Origin of the sequence: Bradyrhizobium diazoefficiens, from assembly GCF_016612535.1 — a bacterium.
In the GTDB taxonomy this organism is placed as follows: Bacteria; Pseudomonadota; Alphaproteobacteria; order Rhizobiales; family Xanthobacteraceae; genus Bradyrhizobium; species Bradyrhizobium diazoefficiens_C.
This window is the reverse complement of the sequence record NZ_JAENXS010000001.1, coordinates 152,361-174,680: the sequence shown is the minus strand read 5'-3', so window position 1 is coordinate 174,680 and position 22,320 is coordinate 152,361. Positions and strand designations below refer to the sequence as shown.

At 63.9% G+C, this 22,320-nt stretch carries 22 protein-coding genes and 1 other RNA gene; 19 read left to right on the top strand and 4 right to left on the bottom strand.

The window, feature by feature from the left end; translation table 11 throughout:
- Positions 1 to 194: 194 nt before the first annotated feature.
- From fumC to ssrA, 3 genes are all read right to left on the bottom strand, one after another.
- Positions 195 to 1,616: a class II fumarate hydratase gene (fumC, locus tag JJE66_RS00815; protein ID WP_200512238.1), complete on the bottom strand. Its 1,422-nt coding sequence runs from the start codon at positions 1,614 to 1,616 to the stop codon at positions 195 to 197.
- 100 nt (positions 1,617 to 1,716) lie between these two features.
- Complete coding sequence (locus tag JJE66_RS00810) at positions 1,717 to 2,235, bottom strand: SspB family protein (protein WP_200512237.1); 519 nt, start codon at positions 2,233 to 2,235, stop codon at positions 1,717 to 1,719.
- A 114-nt stretch (positions 2,236 to 2,349) separates the two neighbouring features.
- Positions 2,350 to 2,724, bottom strand: a transfer-messenger RNA (tmRNA) gene (ssrA, locus tag JJE66_RS00805).
- Between the two features lie 84 nt (positions 2,725 to 2,808).
- Between ssrA and JJE66_RS00800 the strand changes: the two genes are divergently transcribed.
- The 11 genes from JJE66_RS00800 (at position 2,809) to JJE66_RS00750 (ending at position 12,459) form a co-directional block, all read left to right on the top strand.
- Positions 2,809 to 3,414: a chromate transporter gene (locus JJE66_RS00800; protein WP_200512236.1), complete on the top strand. Its 606-nt coding sequence runs from the start codon at positions 2,809 to 2,811 to the stop codon at positions 3,412 to 3,414.
- Positions 3,411 to 3,941 carry a chromate transporter gene (locus JJE66_RS00795; protein ID WP_200512235.1) on the top strand — a complete coding sequence of 177 codons (531 nt, stop codon included), beginning with the start codon at positions 3,411 to 3,413 and terminating at the stop codon, positions 3,939 to 3,941. Before JJE66_RS00800 ends, JJE66_RS00795 begins: the two co-directional genes overlap by 4 nt.
- 94 nt (positions 3,942 to 4,035) lie before the next feature.
- Positions 4,036 to 4,797, top strand: a complete 762-nt coding sequence (locus JJE66_RS00790; RefSeq protein ID WP_200512234.1) for a tripartite tricarboxylate transporter TctB family protein — start codon at positions 4,036 to 4,038, stop codon at positions 4,795 to 4,797.
- A gap of 7 nt (positions 4,798 to 4,804) precedes the next feature.
- Complete coding sequence (locus tag JJE66_RS00785) at positions 4,805 to 6,319, top strand: tripartite tricarboxylate transporter permease (protein WP_200512233.1); 1,515 nt, start codon at positions 4,805 to 4,807, stop codon at positions 6,317 to 6,319.
- Positions 6,320 to 6,535: 216 nt separating this feature from the next.
- Positions 6,536 to 7,330 carry a thymidylate synthase gene (locus JJE66_RS00780; RefSeq protein WP_200512232.1) on the top strand — a complete coding sequence of 265 codons (795 nt, stop codon included), beginning with the start codon at positions 6,536 to 6,538 and terminating at the stop codon, positions 7,328 to 7,330.
- Between the two features lie 5 nt (positions 7,331 to 7,335).
- Positions 7,336 to 7,821 (top strand): GNAT family N-acetyltransferase, encoded by a 486-nt coding sequence (locus tag JJE66_RS00775; RefSeq protein ID WP_200512231.1) that lies wholly within the window; start codon positions 7,336 to 7,338, stop codon positions 7,819 to 7,821.
- Positions 7,821 to 8,336 carry a dihydrofolate reductase gene (locus tag JJE66_RS00770; RefSeq protein ID WP_200512230.1) on the top strand — a complete coding sequence of 172 codons (516 nt, stop codon included), beginning with the start codon at positions 7,821 to 7,823 and terminating at the stop codon, positions 8,334 to 8,336. Before JJE66_RS00775 ends, JJE66_RS00770 begins: the two co-directional genes overlap by 1 nt.
- Before the next feature lie 160 nt (positions 8,337 to 8,496).
- Complete coding sequence (hflK, locus tag JJE66_RS00765; protein ID WP_200512229.1) at positions 8,497 to 9,633, top strand: FtsH protease activity modulator HflK; 1,137 nt, start codon at positions 8,497 to 8,499, stop codon at positions 9,631 to 9,633.
- Positions 9,630 to 10,526 carry a protease modulator HflC gene (hflC, locus tag JJE66_RS00760; protein WP_200512228.1) on the top strand — a complete coding sequence of 299 codons (897 nt, stop codon included), beginning with the start codon at positions 9,630 to 9,632 and terminating at the stop codon, positions 10,524 to 10,526. The genes hflK and hflC overlap by 4 nt, the downstream gene beginning before the upstream one ends.
- A 71-nt stretch (positions 10,527 to 10,597) precedes the next feature.
- Positions 10,598 to 10,804 carry a DUF2065 domain-containing protein gene (locus tag JJE66_RS00755; RefSeq protein WP_188100998.1) on the top strand — a complete coding sequence of 69 codons (207 nt, stop codon included), beginning with the start codon at positions 10,598 to 10,600 and terminating at the stop codon, positions 10,802 to 10,804.
- A 158-nt stretch (positions 10,805 to 10,962) separates the two neighbouring features.
- Complete coding sequence (locus JJE66_RS00750) at positions 10,963 to 12,459, top strand: Do family serine endopeptidase (RefSeq protein WP_200512227.1); 1,497 nt, start codon at positions 10,963 to 10,965, stop codon at positions 12,457 to 12,459.
- Positions 12,460 to 12,578: 119 nt separating this feature from the next.
- Here the strand turns inward: JJE66_RS00750 and serB are convergent, their stop codons facing one another.
- Positions 12,579 to 13,484 (bottom strand): phosphoserine phosphatase SerB, encoded by a 906-nt coding sequence (gene serB, locus JJE66_RS00745; RefSeq protein ID WP_200512226.1) that lies wholly within the window; start codon positions 13,482 to 13,484, stop codon positions 12,579 to 12,581.
- 11 nt (positions 13,485 to 13,495) lie between these two features.
- On the opposite strand from serB, the gene miaA reads away from it, so the two are divergent.
- From miaA to JJE66_RS00705, 8 genes are all read left to right on the top strand, one after another.
- Positions 13,496 to 14,437 (top strand): tRNA (adenosine(37)-N6)-dimethylallyltransferase MiaA, encoded by a 942-nt coding sequence (miaA, locus tag JJE66_RS00740; RefSeq protein ID WP_200512225.1) that lies wholly within the window; start codon positions 13,496 to 13,498, stop codon positions 14,435 to 14,437.
- A gap of 330 nt (positions 14,438 to 14,767) precedes the next feature.
- Positions 14,768 to 16,543 (top strand): acetolactate synthase 3 large subunit, encoded by a 1,776-nt coding sequence (locus JJE66_RS00735; protein ID WP_200512224.1) that lies wholly within the window; start codon positions 14,768 to 14,770, stop codon positions 16,541 to 16,543.
- Positions 16,544 to 16,850: 307 nt separating this feature from the next.
- Entirely contained in the window at positions 16,851 to 17,393 is a 543-nt protein-coding gene (gene ilvN, locus JJE66_RS00730) for an acetolactate synthase small subunit (protein WP_200512223.1), read from the top strand.
- Between the two features lie 3 nt (positions 17,394 to 17,396).
- Positions 17,397 to 18,086 (top strand): class I SAM-dependent methyltransferase, encoded by a 690-nt coding sequence (locus tag JJE66_RS00725; RefSeq protein WP_200512222.1) that lies wholly within the window; start codon positions 17,397 to 17,399, stop codon positions 18,084 to 18,086.
- Between the two features lie 69 nt (positions 18,087 to 18,155).
- On the top strand, positions 18,156 to 19,031 hold the full coding sequence (locus JJE66_RS00720; protein WP_200512221.1) for an EamA family transporter: 876 nt from the start codon (positions 18,156 to 18,158) through the stop codon (positions 19,029 to 19,031).
- 7 nt (positions 19,032 to 19,038) lie between these two features.
- Positions 19,039 to 19,641, top strand: coding sequence for a LysE family translocator (locus tag JJE66_RS00715; protein WP_200512220.1), 603 nt, complete (start codon positions 19,039 to 19,041; stop codon positions 19,639 to 19,641).
- Positions 19,642 to 19,773: 132 nt separating this feature from the next.
- On the top strand, positions 19,774 to 20,793 hold the full coding sequence (ilvC, locus tag JJE66_RS00710; protein ID WP_200512219.1) for a ketol-acid reductoisomerase: 1,020 nt from the start codon (positions 19,774 to 19,776) through the stop codon (positions 20,791 to 20,793).
- Positions 20,794 to 21,303: 510 nt separating this feature from the next.
- Positions 21,304 to 22,155, top strand: a complete 852-nt coding sequence (locus tag JJE66_RS00705; protein WP_200512218.1) for an SDR family oxidoreductase — start codon at positions 21,304 to 21,306, stop codon at positions 22,153 to 22,155.
- Positions 22,156 to 22,320: the final 165 nt, after the last annotated feature.

The window sequence follows — 22,320 nt, the reverse complement described above, 5'->3', positions numbered from 1 at the left end:
TCGCCATTCGCTTGTCCTCGTCAATCGGCCGCTCGGCCATCAAACGATGAATTTGCCCCCGCACTCGGGGAGAGAGAATGGGTAGCACGCATCCTCTCTGCGACATTGACGGTAATCAAATCCTGCCCTTTAAGCCCTAAATTTATGAGCCTTGGGGCTCCGTATCATTACGGATGACTATCGGAATTCGGAATTCATCCGGGCCTCGTCATCTTTTCCGGCTGCACCAGACGGTCGAACTCGTCGGCCGAGACGAAGCCGAGCCGGAGCGCCTCCTCCTTCAGCGTCGTGCCGTTGGCATGCGCGGTCTTGGCCACCTTGGCCGCGTTGTCGTAGCCGATCTTCGGCGCGAGCGCGGTCACCAGCATCAGCGAACGCTCCATCAGCTCCTTGATGTGCTTTTCGTCGGCGCGGATGCCGCTGACGCAATGCTCGGTGAAGGACCGCGCGGCGTCAGCCATCAGCCGGATCGAGTGCAGCATGTTGTAGGCCAGCACGGGCTTGTAGACGTTGAGCTCGAAATGGCCCTGGCTGCCGGCGACCGTTATTGTCGTCTGATTGCCGAACACCTGGCAGCACACCATGGTCATCGCCTCGCACTGCGTCGGATTGACCTTGCCCGGCATGATCGATGAGCCCGGTTCGTTCTCCGGCAGGATCAGTTCGCCGAGGCCCGAACGCGGGCCTGAGCCGAGCAGGCGGATGTCGTTGGCGATCTTGAACAGGCCTGTCGCGACGGAATTGATGGCGCCGTGGGCCAGCACATAGGCATCGTTGGAGGCCAGGGCCTCGAATTTGTTGGCGGCGCTGATGAAGGGGAGTTTCGTGATCGAGGCCACGTGCTTTGCGAACAATTTTGCAAAGCGCGGCTTGGAATTGAGGCCGGTGCCGACGGCTGTGCCGCCCTGCGCCAACGGATAGAGGTCCTTCACCGCGACCTTGAGCCGCGCGATGCCGCTTTCGACCTGCGCGGCATAGCCTGAAAATTCCTGGCCGAGCGTCAGCGGCGTCGCATCCTGGGTGTGGGTGCGGCCGATCTTCACGATCCTGGCAAACTCCTTCTCTTTCTTGCGGAGTGCGCGGTGCAGCTCGCCGAGGGCCGGGACCAAATCGGCATTGACGCGGCTTGCCGCCGCAATATGCATCGCGGTGGGAAACGAGTCGTTCGACGACTGGCTCATGTTGACATGATCGTTGGGGTGCACCGGCTTCTTGGCGCCGAGCTCGCCGCCGAGCATCTCGTTGGCGCGGTTGGCGATCACCTCGTTGAGGTTCATGTTGCTCTGGGTGCCCGAGCCGGTCTGCCACACCACCAGCGGGAAATGGTCGTCCAGCTTGCCTTCGATCACCTCGCGCGCGGCACGGATGATGGCGTTGGCCCGGCGCTGGTCCAGCAGGCCGAGCTCGAGGTTGGACTGTGCGGCCGCAAGCTTGACGATGCCGAGCGCATGCACGAGCGAGATCGGCATCCGGTCGATGCCGATGCGGAAATTCTGGCGCGAGCGTTCGGTCTGCGCCCCCCAATAGCGGTCGGCGGGGACCTCGATGGGACCAAAACTGTCGGTCTCGATGCGGGTCGCGGGGCGGACGGTGTTCGAGCGAGCAGTCTTTGCCATAGCACATCCATTCTGCCGCACGAAACGCCGTGCGGCTTTCTCATGTGCACTTTTATACAGGCAGTTTAGCCGCGCGCGACGGCCTCGCGGCCAACCTGGATCATTTCTTGCGGAAACGATCGAGCCGCACGACTTCGGCGCCGCCCTGGTTCGGCGGGGTCGGTTCTTCCGCGGTCTCCGCCGTTTCGCTGGCCGGCGCGGGCACAGCTATGGCTGACGGGGCAGGGGCGGCCGGCAATGTCTCGGGCGCGTCCTCGGCGACGTCGGAGGTATCGAACTGGAGTCCAAACTTCACGGACGGGTCGAGGAAGCTCTTGATGGCGCTGAACGGCACGATCAGCCGCTCCGGAATCCCGCCAAAAGACAGGCCGACCTCGAAACGGTCCTCGAGCACGGTCAGATCCCAGAACTGGTGCTGGAGGATGATCGTCATCTCTTCCGGATATTGCGCCAGCAGTCGCGGCGAGATCTTCACGCCCTCGGCCTTCGAGACGAAGGTGATGAAGAAATGGTGCTCGCCCGGCAGTCCATGGGACGCGGCATCGGTCAGCACCTTGCGCAGCACGCCGCGCAGCGCGTCGCGGGCCAGCACATCGTATCGGATATGATCGGTCGCCATGGTGGTCCTGTTGCATTCCAGGAGACGGGCCCTGCCGGCCCGACTCGCCAAGCCGCAATAGTACCGCGCCTGACGGGTCAGCAGGAGTCCCCGCCGGGAAGGAAATCAGAGGTAAGTGGAGGCTTCTGTTGCCAGGTGCCTCCGAACCCCGCCTAACGGAGCTTAACCCGTTAGGACTTCAGAATGGTCTTTCAAACTGCGTTACGCAGCCTGAGCAACCGGAGCAAAGTTGTCGTTGGCAACTATTGCATAGCCCGATAACGGCGGAACAATACCGGGAAAAAGTTCGCCCTTTACGCCCTCGTCGATCCTATTTCGCCCCCGCCGAAGCTCACTTGTCCGTGGGCCAAGCTCGCCGAACGATGAGCTTTGGTGGAGGCGCCGGGTACCGCCCCCGGGTCCGAATGGTTTATTGCGACGACCGTTTATTTCCATAGCCGGCGAACCGGCACCCCCAATATAGGGGGCAAAGGTTTCAAATGACAGGTGTTTCGAGCGGGCTTGGCGAGGTTCCCTTTGGATAGGTTCCGGAGGCTCTTGGCTGCACCGTGGCCCACGTTCTAAGCTCCTGACATGTCCTCGGATTCAGCACCGGCCGCCCAAGAGCCGGATATCCTCGCCACCCACGCCCCTCCACCCGGCCTCGCCGCGCTGTTCCTGGCCTTCGCCAGGATGTCGCTGGCCGGTTTCGGCGGGGTTCTGGTGTTTGCGCGGCACGCCATCGTCGATCAGCACCGCTGGATGACGGCGGACGAGTTCAACGAGACTTTTGCGCTCTGCCATTTCCTCCCCGGGCCCAACATCGTCAATCTGTCGATGGTGTTCGGGTCGCGGCTGCGCGGGATGGCGGGCGGCGTTGCCGCTTTCACGGGGCTGCTGCTGCCGCCGACGCTGATCATGACCGTGCTCGCGATCATCTACGCGCGGTTTGGGGACGTGGAGGTACTGCGTCGTATTCTCGCAGGCATCTCCTGCGCGGCGGTCGGCCTGCTGATCGCGGTGGTCTTCCGCATGATGACGCCGCTGGTCAGGCGGATAAACGTCGTCGCGCTCACCATGATGCTCGGCGTGTTCGTTGCCATCGGCGTGCTTCGCCTGCCGCTCCAGGCGGTGCTGCTGGTCGCAATCCCGGTCAGCATCGGCGTCACATACCTGATGCAGCGGAAGGTAGCAGCATGAGCAGCGAGAACCCGGTCTGGGCGCTGATCTCCACCTTTGGTCTGATGTCGCTGTTCGCGGTCGGCGGCGCGGCGGCCGCTGTGCCCGAGATGCACCGCATCGCGGTCGACGTGCATCACTGGATGACCGACAAGCAGTTCGCCGACGCCTATGCGATCGCACAGCTCTCGCCAGGCCCGAACGTGCTTATCGTCACGTTGATCGGCTATGCCGTCGCCGGCATCCCCGGCGCGCTGGCCGCGACGCTGGCGATGTGCCTGCCGACGGCACTGCTTGCCTATTATGTCAGCCGGCTCCTCAACCGGCCGAGCCAATCGCGCTGGCCCGCCCTGATTCAGGCTGCATTGGTTCCGCTCTCGATCGGATTGATGGCAGCCAGCGCCCTGATCCTGGCCCAGTCGACCGATCGCACCATTGCTGCGCTGCTCCTGACCGCGACGGTCGCGGTGATCGCATCCGTCTCGCGCATCAATCCGCTGTGGCTGCTGCTCGCCGGGGGCCTGTTGGGTTTTGCTGGCATTGTGTAGTGAAAATCGCTAGGCAGTGATCCGGGCGAGGATCCATTTTCCAGCCGATTAGAACAACAGTGCTCGTGACTTACGGGTCGCGGAGGAGACATGCATGGCCGATACAATGGGCCACTCGGCGACAGCCACAAGAAACACGTCGGTGGCGATCGGCTTTTGCCTGCTTGCCCTGGCGCCGCAGATTTTCGAGTTCATCTGGTCCATCGGGACGATCTTCGGCTGGGGCGCCGGACGCGGCCCGGCTACGGTCGTGATCAGCCACGCCACGGCGCTGGTTGCCGGGGCTCCCGGTGCATTGCTCGGAGCGGTCAGCGGTGACACCAAGAAGGCGTCATCCGATGTGCTGCTGGCGCTGATCTATTCGTATCCGCTGTTTGCGGTGGCGATCCTTACGGTTTTCATGACGATCAGATCGGCACAAGACTATGTCGGCGGAATCGTTCTGATGGCGCTCGCCTTGTTCGCGCTGTGGGCCTCCAGCGATCTGCAGGGGATGCGCGGCTTCTCCTTTGGCGCGGGCACCGCGCCGCGGATGTTTGGCGGGCTCCTCGTCGCGCTTGGCGCCGGCATTGCTTTGACGGGGCTGTTGGCGGATGGACCGGCGATGGCGCACTACGCCTGGCGCGGGCCGCTGTTCGTGATGGTCTCGATCGTTTTCTTCGCCTTGGCGATCCGTCCGCTCGGGGTCGTGGTTTCGGCGTTCACGAGCTTCCTGATTGCGGCGATGGGAACGCATGAAACGCGGTGGATCGAAACGATCATCGTCGGCGCTTGCCTGACGCTCGGCTGCGCACTTCTCTTCCCCTACGTGCTCGGGCTGCCGATGCCGATGTTCCCGCGCTTCCTGGTCCAGTGAGGCTGTCATGGATATCTTTGCCAACCTCGCTCACGGTTTTGCCGTCGCGCTTTCTCCGATCAACCTTCTGATGTGCCTGATCGGCGCGCTCGTCGGCACGCTGGTCGGCGTGCTGCCGGGCATCGGCACCATTGCGACCGTCGCGATGCTGCTGCCGATCACCTTCGGACTGCCGCCGGTCGGTGCGCTGATCATGCTCGCCGGCATCTATTACGGCGCCCAGTATGGCGGCTCGACCACCTCGATCCTGGTCAACATTCCCGGTGAAGCGACGTCGGTGGTCACCGCCATCGATGGCCACGCCATGGCCAAGCAGGGCCGTGCCGGCCCGGCGCTGGCGATCGCGGCGATCGGCTCGTTCTTCGCCGGCTGCGTTGCGACCGTGCTCATCGCCGTGCTCGGTGCGCCCCTGACCAAGCTCGCGCTCGCGTTCGGCCCGGCGGAGTACTTCTCGCTGATGGTGCTCGGCCTGATCTTCGCGGTCGTGCTCGCCAAGGGCTCGGTGCTGAAGGCGATCGCGATGATCGTGTTCGGCCTGTTGCTGTCGATGGTCGGCTCGGACATCGAGACCGGCGCCTCGCGCATGGCCTTCAACATTCCGGAGCTTGCCGACGGTCTCGGCTTTGCGACGGTGGCGATGGGCGTGTTCGGCTTCGCGGAGATCATCCGCAATCTCGACGCCGGCGCCGAGATGAACCGCGATCTCGTGCAGCAGAAGATCACCGGCCTGATGCCGACCAAAAAGGATCTGATCGACTCGACGCCTGCGATCCTGCGCGGCACCGTGCTCGGCTCGATCCTCGGCATCCTGCCCGGCGGCGGCGCGGTGATCGCGTCGTTCGCGGCCTACACGCTCGAGAAAAAGCTCGCCAAGGATCCGTCGCGGTTCGGCCGCGGTGCGATCGAGGGCGTGGCGGCCCCGGAAAGCGCCAACAACGCGGCGGCGCAGACCTCCTTCATCCCGCTCTTGACGCTCGGCATCCCGCCGAACGCGGTGATGGCGCTGATGGTGGGGGCGATGACCATTCACGGAATCGTGCCGGGCCCGCAGGTCATGCAGAAGCAGCCGGACCTCGTCTGGGGCATGATCGCCTCGATGTGGATCGGCAACCTGATGCTGATCATCATCAACCTGCCGCTGGTCGGAATCTGGGTGCGTCTGTTGCGCGTGCCGTACCGGCTGATGTTCCCCTCGATCGTGATCTTCTGCGCGATCGGTATCTACTCGGTGAACAACGCGCCGGTTGACGTCATCCTCGCTGGCGTCTTCGGTCTGGTCGGCTACTGGCTGATCAAGCACGATTTCGAGCCGGCACCGCTGCTGCTCGGCATGGTGCTGGGGCCGCTGATGGAAGAGAACCTGCGCCGTGCGCTGCTGATCTCGCGCGGCGACTGGAGCGTGTTCCTGACGCGTCCGCTGTCGGCCGTGTTGCTCGCGATTGCTGCATTCCTTCTGGTGCTCACGCTGCTGCCCATGCTGCGCTCCAAACGCGACGAGGTGTTCACGGAATCCGAGAGCTGATCGCGTCGCGCCCCGCGTCGGCGACTTAACCAGCACTTTCAAGCTGATAGATGAGGGGCGGGACACTGAGTTCCGCCCCTTGTCGTTTCGGCCGGGAGCCCTCACTTTGAGGGTATAATCTGTGCAGACGACGAATCGCGGCTGTTGCAGGGCGGGGGCTGCCGATAAGTTGGCTGCCTCCCCAAAAGGCAGACGCCCCCCAAAGGCTCATGGCACATGCACCAATATCAGGACCTGCTCGAGCGGATTCTATCAGATGGCGCCGAGAAGACCGACCGGACCGGCACGGGCACGCTGTCGGTGTTCGGTCATCAGATGCGCTTCAATCTGTCCGCCGGCTTTCCGATGCTGACCACCAAGCGGCTGCCGCTGAAGGCGATCGTGCATGAACTTTTGTGGTTCCTGAAGGGCGACACCAACATCAAGTATCTCAAGGACAACGGCGTCACCATCTGGGACGAGTGGGCCGATGCCAATGGTGATCTCGGCCCGGTCTACGGCCATCAATGGCGCTCCTGGCCCGCGCCCGATGGACGCAGCATCGACCAGATCGCCAACGTGGTCGACATGATCAAGCGCAACCCGGATTCGCGCCGCCTGATCGTCTCGGCCTGGAATCCGGCCGAGGTCGACAAGATGGCGCTGCCGCCCTGTCACTGCCTGTTCCAGTTCTACGTCGCCAACGGCAAGCTGTCGTGCCAGCTCTATCAGCGTTCGGCCGACGTATTCCTCGGCGTGCCCTTCAACATCGCCTCCTACGCGCTGCTCACCATGATGGTGGCGCAGGTCACGGGCCTGAAGCCCGGCGACTTCGTGCATTCGTTCGGCGACACCCATCTCTACTCCAACCACCTGGAGCAGGCCCGGCTTCAGCTCACGCGCGCGCCGCGCGCGCTGCCGGTGATGCGGATCAGTCCGGACGTGAAGGACATCTTCTCCTTCCGCTACGAGGATTTCGAGCTCGTCGGCTACGATCCGCATCCGCACATCAAGGCAACGGTCGCGGTCTAGCACCGATGTCATTGAACATTCGCCGCGCGCGTCCTGGCGAAGCCGGGCTCGTTCTTTCCTTCGTCCGCGAACTCGCCGAGTATGAAAAGCTCTCGCATGAGGTCGAGGCGACCGAGGCGATGATCGCCGAAGCCTTGTTCGGCGACGATCCGCGGCTGTTTTGCGCGATCGCCGAGTGGAACGGCGAGCCGGTCGGCTTTGCAGTGTGGTTCCTCAATTTCTCCACATTCAGCGGCCGCTACGGCATTTATCTCGAAGATTTGTATGTGCGGCCATCGTATCGCGGTAAAGGTCTCGGCAAGGCGCTGCTGGTCTATCTCGCGAAGGAATGCGTCGAGAACGGCTGGTCGCGCCTGCAATGGTCGGTGCTCGACTGGAACGCGCCGTCGATCGCGTTCTACAAATCGCTCGGCGCCGTAATGATGGACGACTGGACGCTGTGCCGCGTCAGCGGGCCGGCGCTGATGCGGCTTGCAGGGAGCGCGCCCTGATGGAGATTGTCTTCGTCGTAGCGACTGCGGAGAACGGCGTCATCGGTGCCGGGGGCGCAATTCCGTGGCGGCTGAAGTCCGACATGCAGCGCTTCAAGGCGCTCACCATCGGTAGGCCCGTGATCATGGGCCGCAAGACCTTTGAATCATTGCCTGGGCGCCGGCCGCTGCCCGGTCGCACCAACATCGTGATCACACGCGATGCTGACTATCGCGCCGCCGGCGCTGTCGTCACGACGTCGGCGGCGGAGGCAGGCGCAGTCGCGCGTGGCGACGCCCTGCGGCGTTCGGTCGCCGAGATCGCGGTGATCGGCGGTGCCGAAATCTACCGGCAATGGCTCGATCGCGCCGACCGCCTCGAGATCACGGAAGTGCATGCGCGGCCCGACGGCGACACGCATTTCGAGATCGACAGGGCCGGGTGGGACGAAACGAGCCGCGTCCGCTATCCTGCCGGCCCTGACGACAGCGCCGACTTCTCCTATGTGACATATCGCCGGCGGCCGTCCCATTAACTGCATTCGCCAATGTTTACATTGACTTTTCCGTCCCCGAGCATAGCTCGTGGGACGGTCAGGGCTGCGTTGTAAGGGACCTGCCGGTCCCCTATAAAGCCGGACCGGACAATGCGGGCCGGCTTAAGTTCTAGTCCCGGTCTGCCGAGGAGAGCGTCGAATGCCGTGGAAGAATCAGGGCGGTGGCCCGTGGGGCTCGGGTCCGAAGGGACCATGGGGCTCAGGCCCGCAACCGGTCGGGCCGAGGCCGCCGGATCTGGAAGACCTTCTGCGGCGCGGTCAGGACCGGCTTCAGCAGATCATGCCGGGTGGCTATTTCTCCGGCATCGGCATCACGCTGATCCTGCTGATCATCGTCGCGCTCTGGCTGCTGTCCGGCTTCTTCCGCGTGCAGTCCGAAGAACAGGGCGTCGTGTTGCGCTTCGGCAAGCACGTACGGACCGTGGACCCGGGCCTGAACTATCATCTGCCCTATCCGATCGAGACGGTACTGCTGCCGAAGGCGCTGCGCGTGTCCACCATTTCCATCGGCATGACGCTGATCGACGATCCGGCCCGGCGCGGCCGGTCCGTCCGTGACGTGCCGGAAGAGAGCCTGATGCTGACCGGCGACGAGAACATCGTCGATGTCGACTTTACCGTGCTGTGGCGCATCAAGCCGAACGGCGTCGGCAACTTCCTGTTCAATATCCAGAATCCCGAAGGAACCGTGAAGGCGGTCGCCGAAAGCGCGATGCGCGAGGTGATCGGCCGCTCCGACATCCAGCCGATCCTGACCGGCGCACGGACGCAGACCGAGACCACCGTGCAGGATCTGATGCAGAAGACGCTCGACGGCTATGGGGCCGGCATCCAGATCACCCAGGTGCAGATGCAGAAGGTCGACCCGCCGGCGCAGGTGATCGATGCCTTCCGCGATGTGCAGGCCGCGCGCGCCAATCTGGAGCAGCTGCAAAACGAAGCGCAGACTTATGCCAACAAGGTCGTGCCGGAAGCGCGCGGGAACGCGGCGCGGATCCTGCAGGCCGCCGAAGGCTACAAGGAGCAGGCGGTTGCAGAGGCCAAGGGCCAGAGCTCGCGCTTCCTGAAGGTGTATGAGGAATACAAAAAGGCGCCCGACGTGACGCGTGAACGGATCTACCTGGAGACGATGGAGCGCGTGCTCGGCGGCTCGGACAAGCTGATCTACGACGGAGGCCCGTCGGGCCAGGGCGTTGTGCCCTATCTGCCGCTCAGCGAATTGTCGGCCAAGCGGCCTACGACGACCGGCCAGCAGCCGAGCGGAGGCACACGATGAGGTCTCCGGTTACAGGCATTGTAGGGCTGCTCGCAGCCCTTCTGATCGCGATCGTCGCCTACATGTCGCTGTTCACGGTGCAGCAGACCGAGCAGACCATCGTGCTGCAATTCGGCGCGCCGGTGGACGTCGTCACTGACCCCGGGCTGCACTTCAAGGCGCCCTGGAACTCCGTAATCAACGTCGACAAGCGGATCCTCGACCTCGAGAACCCGTCGCAGGAAGTCATTGCTTCCGACCAGAAGCGGCTCGTGGTGGACGCCTTTGCGCGCTATCGCATCAAGGATGCACTGCGCTTCTATCAGAGCGTCGGCTCGATCCAGGCCGCGAACCTTCAGCTCACTTCGCTCCTGAACGCGGCGTTGCGCCGCGTGCTCGGTGAGGTCAGCTTCATCACCGTGGTGCGTGATGAGCGCGAGAAGCTGATGGGGCGCATCCGCGAGCAACTCGACCGCGAGGCCGGCGGTTACGGCATCGAGGTCGTCGATGTCCGTATTCGCCGCGCCGATCTGCCGGAACAGAACAGCCAGGCGGTGTACGACCGGATGAAGTCGGAGCGCCAGCGCGAAGCGGCCGAATTCCGCGCGCAGGGCGGCCAGAAGGCGCAGGAAACTCGCTCCAAGGCCGACCGCGATGTCACGGTGATCCTCGCGGAAGCCAACTCGCAGGCCGAGCAGACCCGCGGCGTCGGTGACGCCGAGCGCAATCGTCTCTTCGCCGAAGCCTATGGCAAGGATGCTGACTTCTTCGCCTTCTACCGGTCGATGACGGCCTACGAGAACGGGCTGAAATCGAGCGATACCCGCTTCCTGCTGCGGCCGGACTCGGATTTCTTCCGATATTTTGGTAACCCGTCCGGCAAGACGGCGACCGAGACGCCGGCAAAACCGTAGGCTAGACAAGGGCGGCAGGTTTGGCCGCCCTTCGTCCAGACAAGAACAGCACAACGGGAGGTTCCAATCCGATGAGGTCCATTGCGTTCGCCGACTTCCTCATCGGCTTAGGCATCCTGTTCGTGCTCGAAGGCTTGATGTTCGCGGCAAGTCCGGCCTGGATGCGCAAGGCCATGAAGAGCGCCATCGCCACGCCGGACAATATCCTGCGGGCCGTCGGGATCGGCTCCGCCGTGGCCGGTCTGATCCTGATCTGGGTGATGCGGCGTCCGATCTAGCTGTGGCGCCAACGCCAAAGTGAAGGCGCGAGGCGGGTTTTCGCCGTATTGTCGGGGTCTTGAGGCCCGTTAAGCTCCGTGCTTGCGCGGTCCCCCCGTTCGAGCGCAGTCTTGGAGTTGAAGGCTTGGCGTTGAATCCTTATTCTCTGGAGACCACAATGATCGCTGCCACCATTGTCCCGACCCGCTTGCGATTTGGGCTGGCCGCGCTCGCCATCGGCGCTGTCAGCACTTTCGGTTCGGCGGCCTATGCGCGCGGACCGGAGGGCATCGCCGATGTCGCCGAGAAGGTGATCGACGCGGTCGTCAACATCTCGACCTCGCAGACCGTCGAAGCCAAGGGTGGCGGCAGCAACACCATGCCGCAATTGCCGCCCGGCTCGCCGTTCGAGGAATTCTTCGACGACTTCTTCAAGAACCGCAAAGGCCCCGGCGGCGGCAAGGGCGGCGACAACGGCGGCGGGCCGCCCCATAAGACCAACTCGCTCGGAAGCGGCTTCATCATCGACACCTCCGGCGTCGTGGTCACCAACAACCATGTCATCGCGGATGCCGACGAGATCAACGTCATCCTCAACGACGGCTCCAAGATCAAGGCCGAGCTGGTCGGCGTCGACAAGAAGACCGACCTCGCCGTGCTGAAGTTCAAGCCGCCGAAGCCGCTTGTTTCGGTGAAGTTCGGCGATTCCGACAAGCTGCGCCTCGGCGATTGGGTGGTCGCGATCGGCAACCCCTTCAGCCTCGGTGGCACCGTGACCGCGGGCATCGTCTCGGCCAAGAACCGCGACATCTCCTCGGGGCCCTATGACAGCTACATCCAGACCGATGCCGCCATCAACCGCGGCAATTCCGGCGGCCCGCTGTTCAACCTCGATGGCGACGTCGTCGGTGTCAACACCCTGATCATCTCGCCCTCCGGCGGTTCGATCGGCATCGGCTTCGCCGTGCCGTCGAAGACGGTTGCGGGCGTCGTCGACCAGCTCCGTCAGTTCGGCGAGTTGCGCCGCGGCTGGCTCGGGGTGCGCATTCAGAGCGTCACCGACGAGATCGCCGAGAGCCTCAACATCAAGCCGGCGCGCGGCGCGCTGGTGGCCGGCGTCGACGACAAAGGCCCGGCCAAGCCCGCCGGGATCGAGCCGGGCGACGTCGTCGTCAAGTTCGACGGCAAGGACGTCAAGGACCCGAAGGATCTGTCCCGCGTCGTCGCCGACACGGCGGTCGGCAAGGAGGTGGATGTCATCGTCATCCGCAAGGGCGAGGAGCAGACCAAGAAGGTTACACTCGGCCGCCTGCAGGATCCCGACAAGGTCCAGGCCGCCGTGAAGACCGACGAGCCGCCGCCCGAGAAGCCCGTGACGCAGAAGGCGCTGGGCCTCGATCTCGCCGTGCTGAACAAGGATCTGCGCACGCGTTACAAGATCAAGGACACCGTCAAGGGCGTGGTCGTCACCAATGTCGACGCCAATTCGGATGCCGCCGAGAAGCGGCTCTCCGCCGGCGACGTTATCGTCGAAGTCGCGCAGGAAGCGGTTGCGAGCGGCGCCGACATTCAGAAGCGGGTCGACCAGCTCAAGAAGGACGGCAAGAAATCCGTGCTCCTGCTGGTGTCCAACGGCGACGGCGAGCTGCGGTTCGTGGCGCTGAGCGTGCAGTAAGCGGCGCTCTCACTCCTCGTCATGGCTGGGCTTGACCCGGCCATCCACGGCTTTGCCACGCGGACGGACCGCAACGTGGATGCCCGGGACAAGCCCCGGGCATGATGGCGGAGAAGTTGTCAGGCCTCCACGAACTCCTCGCGCCGATATCCCTGCGCATAGAGCAGCGCGGTGAGATCGCCGTGGTCGATCCGTGCCGCGGCAGCCGCGGCGACCGCCGGCTTCGCATGATACGCCACGCCCAGCCCCGCCGCCTGGATCATCCCGAGGTCGTTGGCGCCGTCACCGACGACGACCGAGTCGATGTCGTCGAGATCGAACGACTCCATCAAATCCACTAGCGTCGCGAGCTTGGCGGCGCGGCCCAAAATCGGCTCCTTCACTTCGCCGGTGAATTTGCCGTCGCGCACGACGAGCTCGTTGGCGCGGTTCTCCTGGAAGCCGATCTTGGCGGCGACCGCGCTGGCGAACAGGGTGAAGCCGCCGGAGACGAGGCAGGTATAGGCTCCGTGCGCGCGCATGGTCGCGACCAATTCGCGGCCACCCGGGGTCAGCGTGATACGCTTGGCCAGCACCTCGTCGACGACGCCAGCGGGAAGGTCCTTCAGCAGCGCCACGCGTTCGCGCAGCGCCGGCTCGAACTCGATCTCGCCGCGCATCGCGCGTTCGGTGATGCCTGCGACATGGGCCTTCATCCCGACGAGATCGGCGAGCTCGTCGATGCATTCCTGGCCGATCATGGTGGAATCCATGTCGGCCAGAAAAAGCTTCTTGCGCCGGAACCCGACTGGCTGCACGACGATGTCGATGGGCAGGTCGCCGCGAAGCTCGCGCAACCGTTGTTCGATGGCGTGACGGTCGCCTTCGAGGTTACTGTCGGCGCCGAAGGGAATGTCGACCGCAACCTCGTCGAACAGCCAGTGCGCGGGTGCTGCCTGCGGCAGCACGGCGCGGGCGCCGTCGACGATGGTGCTATCGAGCGCGGGATTGTTTGGGTTGCAGATCAGCGTGGCGACGAGGGACATTTGAGGTTTTCGTGAGCGAGAGGCATTCGAGCAAGGCCGTGCTTATCGCAGGCCCGACCGCCAGCGGCAAGTCGGCGCTGGCGCTGGAGCTCGCGCTGAGCGTGGACGGCATCGTCATCAATGCCGATTCCATGCAGATCTATCGCGACCTTCGTACGATCACCGCTCGCCCCACGCGGGATGACGAGGCGCGCGTTCCGCATCGCCTCTACGGCCATGTCGATGCGGCCGAGAATTTCTCGGCTGGTGCCTGGGTGGCGGATGCCGCGAAGGCGCTCGAAGAAGCGCAGGCCGAAGGCCGCCTGCCGATCTTCATTGGCGGCACCGGGCTGTATTTCAAAGCGCTGACGGCGGGTCTCTCGGTGGTGCCGCCGATCCCCGCAGAGATCCGCGAGGGCGTCCGCGCGCGGTTGGAACAGGACGGCGTCGAGGCGCTGCATGCAGAACTCGCGCGTCGCGACCCGCGCGCGGCCGGACGCTTGAACCTGCGCGACCGCACGAGAATTGCGCGCGCGCTCGAAGTGGTCGAGGCGACTGGGCGCTCGCTGCTCGACTGGCACCACGAAGGCCAGCCGCCGCTGTTGCCGAAGGACAGTTTTCGCGCGGTGTTTCTCGCGTCCGAGCGCGACGAGCTCTATGCCCGCATCGACGCCCGGTTCGACGTCATGCTGGGCGCCGGCGCCCTGACCGAGGTCGAGCAGCTCGCCGCCAGAAACCTCGACCCGCTGCTGCCGGCCATGAAGGCCCATGGCGTGCCGGCCCTGATCCGGCATCTGCGCGGCGAGCTTAGCCTGGAGGAGGCCGCCAAGGTCGGCCGCGCCGACACCCGCCACTATGCCAAGCGGCAATTCACCTGGTTTCGGCACCAATTGCCGGAGTTCGAATGGGTGAAGCCTGAGGAGGCGAGGAGCTGGCTCGCGTCCGCTGCGAAAGCGGCGCAGGATCCCGGCTGACTCGCTTTTGTGTCTGAGTTCCCGAATTTACCTCTCGCCGGAACTCGGGAACCCCGCTACACTGCCAAAATCGCGCAGGAACGGCCGCATTGCCTTGACATCCGGGCTTTGGCCGCTATGTTTCGCGCAACCTTTGGGAAGTCGAGCGCCTGCCATGCGTAACATTATTACCAAAATCCTTATCGCCGTCGTACCCAGGCACACCGCCGGGGGTGGCTAGCTGCCATCCACACGACAGGCGGTGTGCAGGGTCCCTCTTCGGGGCCTTTTTTATTTCCCGAACCCGACACGAACGAAGCCGCTGACAACAGCGCATCCGGAGCAAAGCCAATGAGCGAGAAGAGCCACGATCCGAACCAGATGACCGGCGCCGCGATGATCGTCCGCGCGCTCATCGATCACGGCGTGACCGACATCTTCGGCTATCCCGGCGGCGCCGTGCTTCCGATCTACGACGAGATCTTCCAGCAGAGCGAAGTCCAGCACATCCTGGTTCGCCACGAGCAGGGCGCGGGCCATGCCGCGGAGGGCTATGCGCGCTCGACCGGCAAGCCCGGCGTTGCGCTGGTGACCTCCGGCCCCGGCGCTACCAACATGGTGACGCCGCTGACCGACGCGCTGATGGATTCGATCCCGCTGGTCTGCATCTCCGGCCAGGTGCCGACGCATCTGATCGGCAACGACGCATTCCAGGAATGCGACACGGTCGGCATCACGCGCCCCTGCACCAAGCACAATTGGTTGGTGCGCGACGTCAACGATCTCGCAAAAGTGCTGCACGAGGCCTTCTACGTTGCGACCACCGGCCGCCCCGGCCCGGTGCTGGTCGACGTGCCCAAGGACGTGCAGTTCGCGACCGGCACCTATCATCCGCCGCGCAAGTCCGATGTGCACCGCTCCTACGCGCCGCGCGTGAAGGGCGATGCGACGCAGATCCGCAAGGCCGTGGCACTCCTCGCGGGCGCCAAGCGTCCCGTGATCTATAGCGGCGGCGGTGTCATCAATTCGGGTCCCGAGGCAACCAAGCTGCTGCGGGAGCTGGTCGAGGTGACCGGTTTTCCGATCACGTCCACGCTGATGGGCCTGGGCGCCTATCCGGCGTCGGGCAAGAGTTGGCTCGGCATGCTCGGCATGCACGGCACCTACGAAGCCAACATGACCATGCATGATTGCGACGTCATGTTGTGCGTCGGCGCGCGTTTCGACGATCGCATCACCGGTCGTGTCGATGCGTTCTCGCCGAACTCGAAGAAGATCCACATCGATATCGATCCGTCCTCGATCAACAAGAACATCCGCGTCGACGTGCCGATCATCGGCGATTGTGCCAATATCCTCGGCGACATCCTCCAGGTGTTCAAGGCCGAGGCGAAGAAGCCCGACATCAAGGCGTGGTGGCAGCAGATCGCGCAGTGGCGCGCCCGCAACTCGCTCTATTACAAGAAGAGCAACGATATCATCCTGCCGCAGCACGCGATCCAGAGCCTGTTTGAGGCGACGCGCGGCAGGGATACCTACATCACCACCGAGGTCGGCCAGCATCAGATGTGGGCGGCGCAGTTCTTCGGCTTCGAGGAGCCGCATCGCTGGATGACGTCGGGCGGTCTCGGCACCATGGGCTACGGCCTGCCGGCCGCAGTCGGCGTGCAGGTTGCCCATCCGGACAGCCTCGTCATCGACATCGCGGGCGACGCCTCGGTGCAGATGACGATGCAGGAGATGTCGACTGCGGTGCAGTACGAGCTGCCGATCAAGATCTTCATCCTGAACAACCAGTACATGGGCATGGTGCGGCAGTGGCAGCAGCTGCTGCACGGCAACCGGCTATCGCATTCCTATTCTGAGGCGCTGCCGGACTTCGTCAAGCTCGCGGAAGCCTATGGCGGGGTCGGCATCCAGGTGCACAAGCCCGGCGATCTCGACGGCGCCATCCAGGAGATGATCTCGGTCAAGCGCCCGGTGCTGTTCGACTGCCGTGTCGCCGCGCTGGAAAACTGCTTCCCGATGATCCCCTCCGGCAAGGCGCACAACGAAATGCTGCTGCCGGAGCAGGCGAATGACGAGGCCACGGCCAAGGCGTTCGCCGGCGGCAAGGCGCTGGTGTGAGCGCGATGACGCAGCAGCGACGGGCGCGCCTTCTTCGCCTCTCCCCGCTTGCGGGGAGAGGCCGGATTGCGCGTGAGCGCAATCCGGGTGAGGGGGACTCTCCGCGAGCCGAATTCTCACCGTTTGCGCGGAAGCAGCCCCTCACCCCAACCCTCTCCCCGCGAAGAGCGGGGCGCGGGAGCTCACCTTCCGGCAAGCGCGTCGGTCTCGTGCTGTCCGGCGGCAATATCGATTTCGATCTGTTCCGCCATTGGGTCGGGACGGACGCGCCAGCAATGGCGTGAGGCAGAGACAACAGGGGACGATCATGAACCAGCCCGCATCCGCTTACTTCATCGAGGACCGCCACGATCCCAACGAGACGCACACGCTGTCGGTGCTCGTGCAGAACGAGCCGGGCGTGCTCGCGCGCGTCATCGGCCTGTTCTCCGGACGCGGCTACAACATCGAGAGCCTCACGGTCTCCGAGACCGAGAGCCAGAAGCATCTCTCGCGTATCACCATCGTCACCACGGGGACCCCGATGGTGATCGAGCAGATCAAGCACCAGCTCGACCGCATGATCCCGGTCTACCGCGTCGTCGACATGACCCAGACCAAGCGCTCGATCGAGCGCGAGCTGGCGATGGTCAAGGTGTGCGGGCAGGGCGAGCATCGCGTCGAGGCGCTGCGGCTCGCCGACGCCTTCCGCGCCCGCGTGATCGACGCCACCACCGAGAGCTTTGTGTTCGAGATCACAGGCAATACGGACAAGATCAACCAGTTTATCGATCTGATGCGCCCGCTCGGCCTTGTCGAGGTGTCGCGCACCGGCGTGGCCGCGATCGGTCGCGGGCCTGAAGGAATGTGAATCATGCTGGCGCGCGACTGGTACTATAACGAGCGGAACCGGATGGGGATCGAGCCCGCGGTGGCGTCGATCTACGACGCCCATGATGATGCCGATTTGCGGGCGCGCGCCGCGCTGAAAATGCTCGGAGTCCAGCGCGGCTGGCGTATCGCCGACATCGGCTGCGGCAACGGCGTGCTGGCGACCGAAGCCGCGCTAATGGGCGCCGAGGTCGATGCCATCGACATCTCGCCGGCGATGCTGGCGCTCGCCGAGATCTACGCCCGCGACCGCAAGGCGCCGTTGCGCACGCAGTCGGCCGGCCTGCTTAGCTTCGCCTACCGGCCGGACTCCTACGATCTGATCGTCAGCGAGTTCACGCTGCATCATCTGCCGGATTTCTGGAAGGCGGTGGCGATGTCGCGGATTTTTCGCGCGCTCAAACCCGGTGCGACCTTCTACCTGCGCGACATCGTCTACGCGTCCATGCCCGATGCCGTCGAGCGCGACGTCGAGCAATGGGCCGACTACCACATCAAGAACCACGATTTTTCGCACGAGAGCGTGGTGACGCATATGCGCGACGAATATTCCACCTTTGGCTGGGTGATGGAGCGGATGCTGACCGACGTCGGCTTCACGCTGGTCTCGGCCGACTATCACGCGCCGATGCACGGCACTTATCTCGTGCGCAAACCCAATCCTTCCACGTAGAGGCCGGCGAGCAGGGCCAGCCCAGAACGACAAGCAGGGCTGCACGACAAGGCAAAACCGGAAACAACAATGAAGCCGGCCGACATTCTCATCGCCCTTTTGGTGGCGATCATCTGGGGGCTTGCGTTCGTAGCGAGCCGGATTGCGCTCGACGAGTTTTCGCCGGAGCTGATGACGGCGATGCGCTTTGGCATCGCCGCGGTGCCGTGCCTGTTCATTCCCAAGCCGAAGGTCGGCTGGTCGCTCCTGATCGCGATCAGTTTTACGCTGTTTCTCGGCCAGTTCCTGAGCCAGGCCTATGGGATCGCGCATGGCGTGCCGGTGGGGCTGACCAGCGTTGTCGTGCAGAGCCAGGCACTTTTTACGATCGGCTTTGCCGCGATCGCATTCGGCGAGCGGCCGACGCCGGTGCAGACGCTCGGCGTCGTCATCGCAGCCGTCGGCCTGCTGATGATCTGCGGTACAGTCGGCTATGATTTCAGCGTCGCTGCCTTTGCCGTGCTGATGATCGCGCCGGTCAGCTTTGCCGTCGGCAACATCCTGCTACGCGGCGCCCGCGGTGTGCCGATGTTCGATCTGTTCGCCTGGCTGTGCCTCGCGACCGCGGTGCCGCTGTTCGCGCTCACGCTGGTCGTCAACGGACCGGCGCCGACCTGGCAGTCGCTGATCCATATGTCGCTGACCGGCCTGATCTGCCTGCTGGCGACCGGCGCCATCTCCACCAGCATCGCCTATTGGCTGTGGGGCCGGCTGCTGCGTGATTATCCGGCGGCCCAGGTCGTGCCGTTCGCGCTGCTCGTGCCGTTCGTCGGTTCGGCCGCGTCCAGCATCGTGTTTGGCGAGCGGTTCGGGCCGCTGCGCCTCGCCGGCATGCTGACTGTAATCGGTGGCATCGCGGTGATGGTGCTGGTCAAGCGGCCGCAGCCGCTTGCGAAGACCGCGTGAGGTGAATATGGCCTACTCGCTCTTCTACGCCTTTCTCGCCTTCATGGTGGTGATGTACTTCACCCCCGGGCCTAACAACATCATGCTGTTGGCCTCGGGCCTGACCTACGGCTTCCGGCGCACGATCCCCCATATCCTTGGCGTCGTCCTCGGCTTTGCCTTCATGGTCGGCGCCGTCGGCCTCGGGCTCGGCACCGTCTTCCTGACCTATCCTATCCTCCAGATCATCCTGAAATATGCCGGCGCGGTCTATTTGATTTACCTCGCCGTAGTGATCGCCTTCTTAGGCCCGGCCAAGCCGGGCGAGGCGGATGGCCGTGGTCCGATGACCTTCTGGGGCGCCGCCATGTTCCAGTGGATCAACGCCAAGGGCTGGGTCATCGTGATCGGCACCATCACGGCCTATGCGGCCATTGCCCAGTTCCCGATCAACATCGCCATCCAGACCCTCATAAGCCTGCTGGTCGGCACGGTCTCGACGGTGGTCTGGGCGTTCTTCGGCACTGCACTACGACCGGTGCTGATCTCGGAGCGGCTGGTCCGCGCCTTCAATATCGTCATGGCGCTCCTGCTGCTCGCCTCCCTCTACCCCGTTTTCGTGGATGCATGATGTCGCGGATTTCCATGCAGAAACGGGTTTCCCTAAGGGGCCGAAATGCTCTAGACAGCCCCCGAAATCCGCAAATTTCACCCTTCGGACACTGACTATCGGCCGATTCTGGCCCTGAGCGAGGAAACGACTATGCGTGTTTATTACGATCGCGACGCCGACCTGAACCTGATCAAGGGCAAGAAGGTCGTCATCGTCGGCTATGGCAGCCAGGGCCACGCCCACGCGCTCAACCTCAAGGACTCCGGCGTCAAGGAGGTGGCGATTGCGCTGCGCAGGGACTCGGGCTCGGTCAAGAAGGCGGAAGCCGCCGGCTTCAAGGTGATGGAAGTCGCCGACGCCGCCAAATGGGCCGACCTCGTCATGATGCTGACCCCTGACGAGCTCCAGGGCGACATCTATCGCGAGCACCTGCACGACAACATGAAGAAGGGGGCCGCCCTCGTGTTCGCGCACGGCCTCAACGTCCACTTCAACCTGCTCGACCCGCGCGCCGACCTCGACGTGCTGATGATCGCGCCGAAGGGCCCCGGCCACACCGTGCGCTCGGAGTATCAGCGCGGCGGCGGCGTGCCCTGCCTGATCGCGATCGCCAAGGACGTCTCGGGCAACGCCCATGACCTCGGCCTGTCCTACGCCTCTGCTGTCGGCGGTGGCCGCGCCGGCATCATCGAGACCACCTTCAAGGAAGAGTGCGAGACCGACCTGTTCGGCGAGCAGGTCGTGCTCTGCGGCGGTCTGGTCGAGCTGATCAAGGGCGGTTACGAGACCCTGGTCGAAGCCGGCTACGCTCCGGAGATGGCCTATTTCGAGTGCCTGCACGAAGTGAAGCTGATCGTCGATCTGATCTATGAAGGCGGCATCGCCAACATGAACTACTCGATCTCCAACACCGCGGAGTATGGCGAGTACGTCACCGGTCCGCGCATCGTCACCGCCGAGACCAAGGCCGAGATGAAGCGCGTTCTCGCCGACATCCAGGGCGGCAAGTTCGCCCGCGACTGGATGCTCGAGAACAAGGTCAACCAGACCTCGTTCAAGGCAACCCGTGCCAAGCTCGCCCAGCACCCGATCGAGGAAGTCGGCGCGAAACTCCGCGACATGATGCCCTGGATCAAGAAGGGCGCGCTGGTCGACAAGTCGAAGAACTAAGTCGCTATTCTCCAAACGTAGCGTGTCGCTGACGCGCTACGTTTGGGACGCGGATGCGAAAACAAAAAGCCTCGCTCGCCAAACCAAATCTTAAATCTTCGCGACTATATCTGAGCGAGATCGCGGACAGCGGTCTCGCTCTTTATCATCTCGCGCGAAGCATGGCTGCTTCATTCAAATTCTTCGCGAGTTGAAGTGCTCCTAGAGCACCAAGAACTGACGCTTAAACCACATTCTTGGAATCGCGACGTTTTTCAAAACCCGCGATCGCCAAAAGCGCTGTGTCCTCAGAGTCTAGGATTCGGCTCTTCATCTGCGCTCTCATCGCGCAATCAACCGCATTTTCGACGTTCGCACACTGCTTCATCTTAAGAATCGACACCTGCCGCGCCTTCTTGCAGCGCGGTGTGGTCTTGGAAACGATCATCGGTGCGCGGCTTGAGAACTGGGCGGCATTGCGCCGGCGCGGCCTCGTCCTACATGATCGCCGGGGCTATAGGGGGAATTACCATGCGATCCGTCGTCGTCACCGGCGCGTCTACCGGCATTGGCTGGGCCATTGCGAAATTTCTGATCGGACGCGGCTATCGCGTCTTCGGCAGCGTCCGCAAGCAGATCGACGCCGATCGGCTGAGGGGTGAGTTCGGCGTGAACTTCACGCCGCTACTCTTCGACGTCACCGACGAGGCCGCCGTGCTGGCCGCCGCGCGGCAGGTGCGCGAGGCGCTTGGCGGCGAGACGCTGGCCGGTCTCGTCAACAATGCCGGCATCGCTGTCGGAGGGCCGGTCCTCGAATTGTCTGCGGATGATTTCCGCCGCCAGATGGATATCAACGTCATCGGCCCTGTTATCGCGACGCAGGCTTTCGGGCCGCTGCTTGGCGCCGACCCCTCGCTGAAGGGACCGAAAGGACGGATCGTCATGATCAGCTCTGTCGCCGGCAAGAATGGCAATCCGCTGTCGGCGCCGTATTGCACTTCCAAGCACGCCATCGAAGGGCTGTCGGAGAGCCTGCGCCGCGAACTGATGTTGTTCGGAATCGACGTCATCATTGTCGCCCCCGGCGCGGTGAAGACGCCGATCTGGAGCAAGGCCGAACAGATCGATCTCTCGGTCTACCAGAACTCGCCCTATCTGCCTGCGTTCAAGAAGGTCCTGGCGTTCATGATGAAGCTCGGCGAGACCGGCCTGCCGGCTGAGCGGATCGCGGAGGTCGTGTTCAAGGCGCTCACCGCTGCGAGGCCCAAGGTGCGCTACCAGATCGCGCCAAACCGGCTGCGGCATTTCATGACCACGGCGCTGCCCAAGCGCACGGTCGACCGCATCATTGCCAAGCGGCTCGGGCTGCTGCCTCAGGGCTGAGTCGATCGCTCAGCCTGCCACGGCCGCCCATGTAGTTCTGCCCGGCTGGTCCGCATGGAAGGCCTCCAGCCAACGGGGCCAGGCGGGCGAGGCGACCGGCTCAAATGAGCAGGACCGGCGGCCGGCCGGCGACTTATTGTCCGCCTGCTAACATTAAGCGAAGGT